This window comes from Chitinophaga qingshengii, from assembly GCF_014529935.1.
Classification (GTDB): domain Bacteria; phylum Bacteroidota; class Bacteroidia; order Chitinophagales; family Chitinophagaceae; genus Chitinophaga; species Chitinophaga qingshengii.
The window spans coordinates 91,364-104,745 of sequence record NZ_JACVFC010000001.1; the positions used below are offsets into that span (position 1 = coordinate 91,364).

Consider the following 13,382-nt stretch of genomic DNA (forward strand, 5'->3'; position numbering starts at 1 on the left):
AGCCAACTGACCATGTACATCCGCTTCCGGATGCGCATAAACGATTATGTTCCTAATACTTAATGGGTATATATGAGAAAAATCTACTCTCTGATTACACTACTCATGCTGATCAGCATGCAGTTCCTGATGGCGCAAACAAGCGTCCTCGACCCGAATGATCCGGTAGTGAACTACAATTCATCTGCACCGCCTGCCCAGCCGGCCTGGGGCCAGGTAGGCAAGTGGGTGAGAACTCCGCGGCTGAGTTTCAATACCTCTTCCTACAAGGCTTATATCTACAACGGGATGCAGTTTCGCCTGAAATGGCCTAAAAACTATGATTCCACCAAAACTTACCCCATCATCATTTTCTTCCACGGACTAGGTGAGAAAGGAACTATCTATGACAACGAATACCAGCTATACCATGGAGGCGAGGTATTTATGAACGCGGTGGACAATGGCACTACCAACGCCTTCCTGTTTTACCCCCAGAATCTCTCCGGGTTTTTCGGTCCCAGCTTTTATGACTATATCGTAGAGCTAATGAATAAGTATTTTATTCCGCAGCTTCACGTAGACCCCTACCGTGTTTTCGTACATGGTCTTTCCGGCGGCGGTAACGCTACCTGGGATTTTATTCAACGTAATCCCAAACTGGTTGCCGGCTCTACGCCTATCAGCGCTGCCACCAGTGATCTCGCCAATACGATCAACTCCTGGAAATATACTCCTATCTGGTGGTTCCAGGGAGGGGTTGATCCCAACCCTCCTCCCCAAGTAGCACAATCTGTCTATAACCAGGCCACTGCAGCAGGCGGCAACATAAAACTGACTATATACGATGGTATGGGACATGGCGTATGGTACAAAGCATGGGGAGAAGCCAATTATTTCCCTTTTGTCAATGCCATTTATAAATCCAATCCCTGGCCGCTCTTCGGCAGAACAGAGTTCTGCGTGAACGACCCCATCAATGTGACACTCGGCCTAACTGCCGGTTTCAACGCCTACGAATGGCGTAAAGATGGCGCCGTTATTCCGGGAGCCAGCTCCAATACACTGACTGTAACGGAAATTGGTACCTACGACGCCAGGATATATAACGGCACTACCTGGTCCGATTGGTCTCATACTCCCGTGGTAGTGAAAATTAAAACCGCTACTGTTAGTCCGGCGATCCAGATCGCCGGCCTGATGAGCAATGTGATACCTACCCCGGAAGGCAAAGACAGCGTAGTGCTGCAAGTACCCACTGGCTACGCCAGCTATCTCTGGAAAAAATCTACCGATAATACCACACTGGGTACCAATAACACCTTCGCCGTAAGACAAGCCGGTGACTATGTTGTAAAAGTAACCGAACAATACGGCTGCTCCAGCGATTTCTCCGATCCTTTCAGAGTAATTGCTGCCAATGGCGCCAACGCCCCGGACGCCATTTCCGCACTCCAGGCAACAGCTGCTTCCAGAACACAGATCACCCTGAATTGGAGCGACAAACCCAATCCTGTGTATAATGAAACAGCTTTTGAAGTATACCGTACCGTTACTCCCGGTACCGGTTATACGCTGATCGCTAAGGTAGATGCAGATGTGCTAACTTATACCGACAATAACCTCAATCCCAATACGAAGTATTATTATATTATACGACCCGTAAATAATAACGGCGCAGCCCCTGTCAGCAGCGAGGTAAATGCTACCACCATGGTAGACAGCCAGGCGCCTACCGCTCCGGGCAGCCTCACCGTTACCGGTTCTACCGCCAATTCCGTTTCGCTTGCCTGGACTGCCTCCACAGACGATGTTGGGGTAGACAAATACGATATCTATATTAACGGCGTTAAATCCTATACTGTTAATGCAGACCAAACTACCTTCCTGGTAGGTGGTCTTACTACCAGAACCGTATATGCCTTTACCGTGAAAGCCAGAGATCTTACCGGCAACGTCTCCAACCCGAGCAACCAGGTAAGTGCCGTTACCATTACCAAAGGTCTCAACTACAAATACTACAACGGTACGTACAGTACACTGCCTAACTTTAATAACCTCACACCGGTCAAAACTGGCATCTCTGCTACGCCAGACCTTTCCGTGAGAACACAGGACATCAACTACGCGATCCTGTGGCAAGGGTATATTAACATTCCTGTTACCGGCAGCTATAAGTTTGAAACTAATTCTGACGATGGCAGCAAACTGTACATTGGCACCTATAATCCCAGTGCGACCGCACTGGTGAACAATGATGGGCTGCATGGCTCACAATACGCCAGCGGCACTATCAACCTGAACAAGGGTTCCTATCCCATCACGATCAGCTTCTTCCAGCAAGGCGGAGGCGCCAATATGCAGGTGTATTGGACCAGCACCGCCGCAGGTATCAACAGCAGAACGGAAATCCCTGCTTCTGCCTATACCGATACCTTTACCATGCCTGGCCCTCCGGTACCAGCCAGCAATGTGAAAGCTACCGCTGTTTCATTCAATAAGATCAACCTTACCTGGAACGACAACAGCAGCGACGAAACCGGCTTCGAAATATACCGCTCCGAAAGCCAGGTAGGACCGTTTGAAATCATCGGTACTGCCAAAGCTAACGCTACCAGCTATACGGATAGCCTGTTGGCCCCGCAGACGACCTACTACTACCAGGTACAGGCGCTCAACCGCTATGGCAACGCAGGTCCCGGTCTGGGCGATATCAGCGGCCTGAAATACGATTACTACGAAGCAACCAGCTACTCCACCCTTCCTGCCTTTACGGAAACACCGGTAAAATCCGGTATTACGTCGGCAGTAACACTGGATATGCGTAACCGTGATGCCAACTACGCCATCAAGTACTCCGGCTATATAAATATTCCTACTGCCGGTCAGTATACTTTCTATACCGCTTCCAATGACGGCAGCCGCCTGTATATTGACGGCTTTGGCTCCAGCTATCTGGTTGTTGACAACAATGGAACGCGCAGTTCCACCACAGAGAAAACCTCCGTCAAAAAAACATTGACCGCTGGCAGACACCAGTTCTATGTGACCTACTTCCAGGCCACAGGCGGACAGGAACTGCATGCCCGGTATATGGGTCCCAATATTGCCAAACAGGACATCCCCTCCAGTGCCTTTGAAAACAACGATATCAAGGCTACTACCTTTGCGCTGCCTGCCATACCAACTGCTCCGTCCGGCCTTACCGCTACTGCTGTATCACCGAACACCGTCAACCTGAAATGGAACGACAATTCCAACAATGAAACCGGCTTCGACATCTATCGCTCCGTTAATACCAATGGTAACTATGTATTGCTGACTTCCATTGGCAGCAGCGACAGTGCCTACGCTGTATATAGCGACACCGCTCTTACCGCCAACACCAACTTCTATTACAAGGTAAAAGCGAAGAATGAAGGCGGTATCAGTACTTTCTCCAATGAAGCCAGCACAACGACGCTCAACTCTGTACCTACCATGCCGCAGCTGACGGATAAAAAAATCCGTTACGATGCACAGCTGAATGTACCAATCAACGCTACTGATGCTGACGGCGACGTATTGACTATTACCTCCGCCAACCTGCCTGCATTCGGTACGCTGACCGTATCCGGCAATGGTACCGGTAACATCATCTTTACCCCCACCATCGCTGATGTCGGCACCTACTCCAACATACAGGTGAGCGTTTCCGATGGACATGGCGGTCAGGTTACCCGGTCATTTAACCTGACAATCGACAACAGCTATCCACCGGTGCTGAATAATATCGCTAATGTGGCGATGGCAGAAAAAGGCTCCAATACCATCAATATGTCTGCCAGCGAAACCAATAGTACCGAGGCGCTGACATGGAATGTGACGAATCTGCCAACATTCGCTACACTCACCACCAATGGCAACAACGCCAGCATCGTATTGGCTCCGGGTTATGGCGACAACGGTACTTATCCTGTCACCGTTACCGTTTCTGATAACAACGGAGGCGTGGATTCCAAAACGTTCAATATCACCGTAACCGCTGTCAATCCCAATTACAGCGTATATATCAACTTCAACGACGGAACCTACAAAGCACCGGCGCCCTGGAACAATACCAACAAATTACAGCCGGCACTGAATGATGTGTTCTCCAATATGCTGGATAACAACGGTCGCAATACCGGCATCTCCATGAAAGTAATGACCAATTGGCAAACCGTTAATGGTGGCGCCAATACCAATAACTTTGGTTATACTACGAATAACAATTCCGGTATCTATCCGGATGCCGCTATGGTGAGTGCATGGTTTACCATGGCAGATAAACAAACACTCAAACTGAGTGGTTTTGACACTGCCTACACTTACTCTTTCACCTTCTTTGGCAGCCGCGCAGGCGTAACTGATCCCCGTACTGCAGGATATACCGTAAACGGCACCACCGTAAGTCTGAACGCCTCCAGCAATACGAGCAACACGGTGACAGCCACTGGTATCAGAGCCAACAGTGACAGCACTATCAACGTAGACCTCACCGCTCTCAACGGTTCTGCCTATGCTTACCTCAATACCATGGTGATACAGGCTAACTACGATGATGGTAAAGCACCTGCCAAACCAGGCAGTCTCAATGCCCGTAGCCTCCCTGCCGGTGTGAGATTGAATTGGGTTGACAGAGCCTATAACGAAACCGGTTACGAAGTATATCGCGCTACCAGCCAAACAGGTCCGTTCCAGTTGCTGAGCCCTGTTGCGAATGCTAACGATACCGCCTATACGGACCCGAATGTTTCCGGTAATCATACCTACTATTATGTGGTACGTGCCATTAATACCCACGGTGGCACCCCGTCCGATACCGTAAGTATTAACCTGCCCAACATGCCACCGGTTCTCGACAGCATCAGCAATGTGGCCATGAAAACCGATGCCATCGTACAGGTAAATCTCCATGCGACGGATGATCCGAGCGATGTGATCACCATCTCTGCCACCGGCCTGCCTGTTTTCGCAACCCTGCAGAATACCGGCAACGGAACAGCCACCCTGAAGCTCGCGCCTAGCAGCGGAAACATTGGTACCTATACTATCTCGGTTACTGCCCGGGACGACAAAGGCGCCCAAAGCAGCCGCACCTTCAAGGTACAGGTCACCGATAAAAACATGACATCGGTGTATGTAAACTATAACCGTATTGAACCAGCACCCGCGCCATGGAATAACTTTAATTCACCGGCCAATGCCAATACAACCATCTCCAACATCCTCGATGAAAGCGGCACTGCCAGCGGTATCAATATTACGCTGCTCGATGCACTGACAGGAGACAACAACATAGGCGCCGTAACCGGCAACAACTCCGGCGTATACCCGGATGTGGTTATGCACACTTTCTATTATGATCAAAGCGGCCAGGCTAAACGCATCAGGTTAAGTGGTTTGTCTGCTACGCTCAAATACAACCTTGTATTCTTCGCCAGCCGTGAAGCTGTCAGCGATAACCGAAATACCATCTATAGTGCCGGCGGACAATCAGTAACACTGAATGCTGCCAGCAATACACAAAATACAGTACAGATCAATGGCTTAAGCCCGGATGCCAACGGCAATATCGACTTTACGCTCCAGCAGGCTTCCGGTTCCTTCGCCGGCTACATCGGCGCTATGGTGATTCAGTCCTATGTCGACAACGGAATCCCACTGGCTCCGGCCAACCTGGTTACCAGCGGCCAAACAGCCAGCAGCATCCAGCTCACCTGGGCTGACAAATCCAGCAATGAAACAGGATTTGAGATATGGCGCTCTACAGATCGCAATGGTACCTACACCCTGCTGACTACCACTGCCGCCAATGTAACCACTTACAACAACACCGGTCTGAGCAGCAACAGCCTCTACTTCTATAAAGTAAGAGCTATCACTGCCACCAAACAGTCCGATTACAGCAACATCGCTGCCGGTGGCACGCTCGCTTATGGTGTCAATATCAACTTTAACACCGTAAATCCGGCGCCGGCACCGTGGAATAACACCAACGCACTGCCATACCTTAATCAGACCATGGCTAACCCGAAAGACGGTAACGGCAACCCAACCAGCTTCAGCTGGACCATCATTGACAACTTCACCGGTACTAACCCTGCAGGGTTCCAAACCGGTAACAACAGTGGTGTATATCCTGATCTGGTGATCGCAGAGTCTTACTACGTGGAACCAGGAGATACCGCTAAAATGCAGTTCTCCAACCTCGATCAATCCAAAGAATACTCCTTTACCTTCTTTGGAAGTCGCGCCAGCGGCGGCACCAGGATCACCGCCTATAACATCAATGGCAGAACGGTAACATTGGATGCCTATGACAACAGCACCAATACTGTTACACTCGATCACCTGTCTCCTGACCAGAATGGTCAAATGCTGCTGGTGATCTATACAGCCAACAACACGTATGGTTACCTGAATGCCCTCGTTATTAAAGCGTTCCCGAGAGAAGTACCGCAAACATTCGCTAAAATCGGCGGTACCGGCACCATGGCAACCGCGCCAAAAACAAACCTGAACATCGGCGACAATACCACCAATGCTACCGGCAACGCTGCTACGGACGTATCCGTTTCCCAGGTGTATCCTAATCCATTCACCAACTTTGTGAATGTGGCGCTCACACAAAAAGGAAAAGGCTCCTACAGAACGGCATTAAAACTGCTGGACTTCAACGGCCGCATCGTTACCATGAAAGATCTGGGTCTCGTTGCACCAGGCTCTTACCAGTTCAGAATGGACATCACCGGCCGCGAATTAACGCCAGGGGTCTATCTGTTGCAGGTCATCGCCGATAACCAGACAGTAACAACAATTAAACTGGTGAAACAATAAAGCAGTCACCGCACATAGCTTTGAAAAAAATCCGGTGTAACAGCCGGATTTTTTTCAATATCACTAATAGAAAAAATCATACTTTATAGGACTTTTAAATACCTGATTCATTTTTTTGTTAACACAATAGCGCAGATAACCAGTGGCAAACCTGAACATTAAAGCAACAAACGACCATACTTACGATGCGATCGTCATCGGCTCCGGCATCAGCGGAGGCTGGGCGGCGAAGGAACTATGCGAAAAAGGACTCAAAACATTGTTGCTGGAAAGAGGAAGAAATGTTGAGCACGTAAAGGACTATACGACCGCTACGCTTCACCCCTGGGAGTTTAAACACCGGCTCAACAATCCCGAACAGGATAAACAGGAAGATCCGATACAGAGCGGCGCATACGATGAAAGCAGCAAACACTTTTTTGTACGCGACAAAGAACATCCCTACATCCAGGAGAAACCCTTCAGCTGGATCAGGGGATACCAGGTAGGCGGACGCTCCCTCACCTGGGGAAGGCAATGTTACCGCCTCAGCGATCTGGATTTTGAAGCCAATGCCAAAGATGGACATGGTGCGGACTGGCCCATTCGGTACCAGGACATCGCACCCTGGTACGATTACGTGGAGCGGTTTGCCGGTATCAGCGGACAGCCGGAAGGATTACCCCACCTGCCCGATGGTCAGTTGCTGCCTCCGATGGAACTCAATTGCCTGGAGCAACACCTGCGGGATCAACTGAAAAAAAAATATGATGACCGCCTGTTGACCATCGCCAGGGTGGCCAACCTGTCTCAAGGTCACAATAACCGCGGCCCCTGCCAATACCGTAACCTGTGCCATCGTGGCTGCCCCTTCGGCGGTTACTTCAGCAGCAACGCCGCTACCCTGCCCGCAGCCATGGCTACCGGCAACCTCACCTTACGGCCTTTCAGTATTGTTACAGAAATCATCTTTGATAAAAATACGCGCAAAGCCAGTGGGGTAAGGATTATTGATACAGAGACAAAAGAGAGCTTCACCTACTACGCCCGTATCATTTTCCTCAACGCCTCTACCATCGCATCTGCCGCCATTTTGCTGAGGTCCGTTTCCGATGCATTTCCGAATGGCCTCGGCAACAACAACGATCTGGTAGGCCGGCATCTGATGGACCATCATTTTAAAGTAGGCGCCATGGGTGAATACGATGGCTTTAAAGACCAATACTATTCCGGCCGCAGACCTGCCGGTATTTATATTCCCCGTTTCCGCAACCTGAACGATGCCACGCGCAGAACAGATTACGTACGCGGTTTCGGCTACCAGGGGTACGCTGAAAGAGAAGCCTGGATGGATCATTACCAACTACCAGGCTATGGCGATCAGTTTAAAAAAGACCTGGTTAAACCCGGTAAATGGGTAATGTGGCTGGGCGCCTGGGGAGAGATGCTGCCTTATGCAGATAACCGGGTAACCCTTGATCCTGGTGCTACCGATAAATGGGGACAACCACTGGTAAGGATCAGTTTTGAAATCAAAGACAATGAGAAAGCCATGCGAAAAGATATGCGGAGCAGTGCCGAGGAGATGCTGGAAAAAAGCGGGTTTTCCCATATTTCCGGGTTCGACTACAACTACGTCGGCGGTGAGTGTGTACATGAAATGGGGACTGCCAGGATGGGACGCGATCCTAAAACGTCTGTGCTCAATGCGTGGAACCAGCTGCATGAAGTGCCTAATGTATTTGTGACCGATGGCAGCTGTATGGCTTCCTCTGCCACACAGAACCCGTCGCTCACCTATATGGCGCTGACTGCCCGTGCGTGTGATCATGCAGTACAACTACTGAAGAACAAAGAGCTTTAGTTTTTTGTGTTCCATAAAAACAGCAGACCGAAACAGGCTATCTGTTTCGGTCTTTCGTTTTATAAGGTTTTCTATAGCATAAATTATTTTTTCCGGTATCCTGTTACACCTATCGCAGAACCGGCTTTGGGAGAAAAGTAGTTCCCGATGTCCACGCCAGCTGCATCCAGTGAAGGAATACGGCTGTTAGCCTTGTCTCCGGTGCCTTCTACGGCACCGCCGCCATTCTCCGTATATACGTAAGAGTTATAGGTGATAGCACCGCCGCTCATACGGGGTTGGATAAACGCATTGTCCATTACCACCAGTGCGGCCGTCATTCCTTTTTCGCCGTTGATGCGCAAAGACACACCGCCGGTAAGCGCCACTGTGTTATTACTGATGGTTACCGCTGCCCGGTCTGTACCTCTGAAGCTGATACCATCGTTGCCACCCTGACTGTTGTTGACAAACAAATTATTACTGATCACATGTTTGGAACCATTTTCACCTGAACCGTAGAACTGCAACAGTTCGCCCCAGCCGTCATGTACGTAGTTGTCGTGCACGTATGAATTGGTAACCCTGCCACCAATCAGGATACCGCCGTTGTGGGAACTGTTATGTCTCATTCCCCAGTTGGTTACCGTGTTGCTGTATACTTCCAGCTGATCAATGGCTGCCGTTTGGATACCATCTGCGCCGCCATCCTGGACCTGGTTGTTATAGATTTTTACATTGTGCCATTTGATGGGTTGTACATACTGGCTGCCGGGTGTAAAACCGGATGGGTCGCCATAATAGGAAGTATTGGCGTTCAGGTCCCAATAGGTGGCAGTATGACCAATGTACATCGCTTCATTATTGGTGCCGCTGATAGCCACGTCGTGGATCAGCAGATTTTCCATTTGTGAATTGGGATAGTAGGTGCTCGCATCCCCTTTCACCGGATCTGTTTTAGCCCATATACCCGTGCCACCGTTACGGATGGTCAGGTTTCTGATTTCGATATTGTCGGTATGTTTACTTAATACCAGGTTAAAGTAAGCGTCTCTCGCCGGATGAACTGATCCATCGATAATAAAATCAGTGCGGGACGATTCGCTGCCTATTTTGATATAATGACAGTTGACCAGGCTCAGTGCTTCCGCCCAGGAACCGCCGTTCCAGTCGGGATTGCCGATCTTTACAGCTGTTCCGTCAAAATTACGGATGATAATAGGACTGCCAGCAGTGCCATTCAGGTTGGTGATGTTGATGGACAGGAACCGGCCTTTCAGGTTAAGGGCATCTCCGCCTTTATACGGACTTTTAGCGCCGTCTATGACCAGGCGTCCGCTGGCATCCGGCACCAGCGTATACTCCTTCCCTTTTACCGGCGGATTGGGCGTAGAAGGTTGTTCTGTCGGGTCCTCCCCATGAGGGGTTTCCGGTTTAACAACCGTCTTGTTACAACTCCCGAAATAAATTATCGCAATGAATGCAAACTTCAGCATAAGCAGTTGGGAAGTAAGGTGGTGCTTCTTCATGGTTCTTCAATAAAATGATGGTATAAATTAATTCCGCGTAAAGCGGTCAGTTTACCGGATACGGATGGTTAGGCAATGGAGAAAGACGCCAGTATGGCTGCATTCAGGCGATACGGAACCTGATAAATTTGTTTTTCAGGCGTGAAGATCAAATAATTTTTTGATAGAAAAACACTTGCAGACTGCCACCATAACGCAATGAAACGGTTAGACGATTTCCCGGGGATAAATACATCCGTAAACTACATATTAAAAATTACCGACCGCATCCGAAGATCCTCTCCTGTGCTGGAACACAGGCCCACAGAGCATATTAATTTATTTAATATATATTTACATAATAAATATATAATTTTTTTTGAAGATTTTAAAGTTTTTTTGCACCACGGGTAAAAGGAATAAATAGCTGTTTCCAAAAGCAAGAGGCGATTGATAAATGGTTTATCAATCGCCTCTTTATAATGTTTATACTGACAACAGTAGTATAAAAGCTGACGGCTATTACAGGCCGAAGGCAGCTTTTACCTTGTCCACATAGTCGAGTTTCTCCCAGGTGAACAGTTCTACTTCTACAGATTTTTCGTTTTTCTTGCCTTTGTTAAACACTTTGGTAACCACCTTAGGTTCGCGGCCCATGTGACCATAAGCAGCGGTATCGCTATAAATTGGGTTACGCAGTTTCAGGCGTTGTTCGATAGCATAAGGACGCAGGTCGAAAATTTCTTCCACTTTCTTAGCGATCTCACCATCTTTCAGGCCTACTTTGGAGGTACCGTAAGTATTCACGTATACGCCGCAAGGTTTAGCTACACCGATAGCATAAGAAACCTGTACCAGTACTTCGTCGCAAACACCGGCAGCTACCAGGTTTTTAGCGATGTGACGGGTAGCGTATGCCGCAGAGCGGTCTACCTTGGAAGGATCTTTACCGGAGAAAGCACCACCACCGTGAGCGCCTTTACCACCGTAGGTGTCTACGATGATTTTACGGCCGGTCAGACCGGTATCACCGTGAGGGCCACCGATAACGAATTTGCCGGTAGGGTTGATATGGTGTTGGATATCATAACCTTCAAACAGCTTTTGCAGTTCCGGTTTCAGCTGAGCTTTCACGCGCGGGATCAGGATGTTGATCATATCCGCTTTGATTTTAGCCAGCATTTCTTCGTCGTTTCCGAAGTCGTCGTGCTGGGTAGAAATCACGATCGTGTCGATACGCACAGGTTTGTTATCGTCAGAGTATTCAATGGTTACCTGAGATTTGGCATCCGGACGCAGATAAGTGATGTCTTTGTTTTCACGGCGTAATGCAGCCAGTTCCAACAGCAGTTTATGAGCCAGATCCAACGCCAGCGGCATATAGTTTTCCGTTTCACGGGTAGCGTAACCGAACATCATACCCTGGTCGCCGGCACCCTGATCTTCCGGAGAAGAACGGTCCACACCCTGGTTGATATCAGGAGACTGCTCATGGATAGCGGAAAAAATACCACAGGAGTTAGCCTCAAACATATATTCACTCTTGGTATATCCGATTTTACGGATTACTTCGCGGGCGATGTCCTGCACATCGAGGTAAGCTTCAGACTTAACCTCTCCTGCCAGTACTACCTGCCCGGTAGTTACCAATGTTTCACAAGCAACTTTGGATGACGCATCATATGCCAGAAAATGATCGATCAACGCATCAGAAATCTGATCCGCAACCTTGTCAGGATGTCCCTCTGAAACTGATTCAGATGTAAATAAATAAGGCATAAAAATTTGGATTAGCGATTTAAGGTTTTGTGTAAATAATTCGCAATTTCATGTTGTACTGAGACAGGTTTCCACCGCCCGCTTTCAACCGGTCTACATCCGGATAGGCAGTACGTACTACCTGCAGTTTGAAGCCTGCATTGGTTTCCTGCTTCTTAATCAACGCCTGCAGATAACGCCCGATATTGAAGGTGTATTGTGCAACCTGCACCCCTCCAAAATTGGTAATGATCTGTTTGTCACCGCCAAAATAGGCAGTGTTTCCGCCGGCGAGCTGGTCTATCAGGCTTTTGGTGGAGTCGCCCATACCAACATACTGCGTCAGGAGAAGCTTGGCTGGTTCCTTAAAGATATTGTTCATATCGCTGGGACCGACAGTAACCTGGGTAATCACCAGTTCTGCCTTGTTGATCACAGCATTGGGGAAATTCTCCAGGTGAGGAATCAACAGATTGGTGTATAAACCACCCGGTGAGCTCTGTAAAAACAGGATGCTGTCTCCTTTGGGATTACCGGTGTTGATATATCTGCTGGCTTCCGAACCGTTATAATTACGGATAAAGGTATTGGAGTGTGCGGAGTTGTTACCGAAAGCAAAGGTAGCCCGCAGGGAATCATCCACGGAGTTCTTGTAGAAAACAGTCAACTTGGTGTTGGCGTTGTTCACATCAAAGAACATCATGTTGCGGTTGGTACCGGCAATGGTATCAGGAATCAATGCAAACCCTTTCAGGTAGCTCCGGAAGGAAGAGTCATTGGTAAACGCCCCATCAGATTTCTGTTGCAGTAAATCGTTACCGAAAGCGCTGCTTAACTTAATACGCAGCTGAGCGCCCTCTTTTTTATCGTATACGCTGACAGAGTCCTTCAGCCCCAATGGCGTTACAGTGGCCGTACCCAGTAATTCGCCGGGATTGTACTGTAACATTTTGTTGTAGGCGTAGTTGGAGTCTATTTTGAATCCAGGTTCTGACATCCTGTAAACACGGAAGGTCTGAGTGGTAGTGGAATCTCCCTTGTAGCCCAGGTAAGCGAGCGACAGGACTACAGAATCAAGTGTCTGACCGGTGCCTGCGAAAGTGAAGGCACTGGAAGGCAACCCCACCTGCATGAATACAAAAGCATGGGTTTTGCCGAAAACAGGGTCTGTAGTGATGGAGCCCAACGCTTTCTCTGTCCGGTCGTAACCGTTGAAGAACAAAGAGTCGTACTTTAAGATATTATTCGCAACGATGGTGTTGATGGTGGTGTCCTGCCCATTTACAAAGTCACCCGGCGGGATCAGTCCCTGTCCGAGTATAGTAGACTGATTGCATCCGGAAGCACCGTACAACAACGCAATAGAAGCGGCTACTAAGCTAAGGTTCCTGAAATTAATCTTCACGCGTTAAGATTGTTAGTTAAAATGAAGTTGGCGAAAATTCTCCAAATAT

Annotated in this window: 5 protein-coding genes; 2 read left to right on the forward strand and 3 right to left on the reverse strand. The window is 48.8% G+C overall.

Features of this window, described 5'->3' with window-relative positions; translation table 11 throughout:
• The first annotated feature begins 72 nt into the window (after window positions 1–72).
• Together ICL07_RS00325 and ICL07_RS00330 are read left to right on the forward strand one after the other, a co-directional pair.
• Window positions 73–6,840: a fibronectin type III domain-containing protein gene (locus tag ICL07_RS00325; protein ID WP_188085967.1), complete on the forward strand. Its 6,768-nt coding sequence runs from the start codon at window positions 73–75 to the stop codon at window positions 6,838–6,840.
• 142 nt (window positions 6,841–6,982) lie between these two features.
• Window positions 6,983–8,683: a GMC oxidoreductase gene (locus ICL07_RS00330; protein ID WP_188085968.1), complete on the forward strand. Its 1,701-nt coding sequence runs from the start codon at window positions 6,983–6,985 to the stop codon at window positions 8,681–8,683.
• 83 nt (window positions 8,684–8,766) lie between these two features.
• On the opposite strand, the gene ICL07_RS00335 is transcribed toward ICL07_RS00330, so the two are convergent.
• The 3 genes from ICL07_RS00335 to ICL07_RS00345 all read right to left on the reverse strand — a co-directional run bounded on the left by ICL07_RS00335 (window position 8,767) and on the right by ICL07_RS00345 (window position 13,333).
• A complete protein-coding gene (locus tag ICL07_RS00335) occupies window positions 8,767–10,191 on the reverse strand; it encodes a right-handed parallel beta-helix repeat-containing protein (RefSeq protein ID WP_246484950.1) in 1,425 nt (474 codons plus the stop codon).
• A 501-nt stretch (window positions 10,192–10,692) separates the two neighbouring features.
• Entirely contained in the window at window positions 10,693–11,949 is a 1,257-nt protein-coding gene (gene metK, locus ICL07_RS00340; protein ID WP_188085969.1) for a methionine adenosyltransferase, read from the reverse strand.
• Between the two features lie 19 nt (window positions 11,950–11,968).
• Window positions 11,969–13,333, reverse strand: coding sequence for a DUF4270 family protein (locus ICL07_RS00345; RefSeq protein WP_188085970.1), 1,365 nt, complete (start codon window positions 13,331–13,333; stop codon window positions 11,969–11,971).
• Window positions 13,334–13,382 lie beyond the last annotated feature (49 nt).

What these genes read in the sequence shown, in the direction of transcription:
- ICL07_RS00325 (WP_188085967.1), top strand. Translation starts at nt 73, where the DNA reads ATGAGAAAAATCTACTCTCTGATTACACTACTCATGCTGATCAGCATG.
- ICL07_RS00335 (WP_246484950.1), bottom strand. Translation starts at nt 10,191, where the DNA reads ATGAAGAAGCACCACCTTACTTCCCAACTGCTTATGCTGAAGTTTGCA.
- metK (WP_188085969.1), bottom strand. Translation starts at nt 11,949, where the DNA reads ATGCCTTATTTATTTACATCTGAATCAGTTTCAGAGGGACATCCTGAC.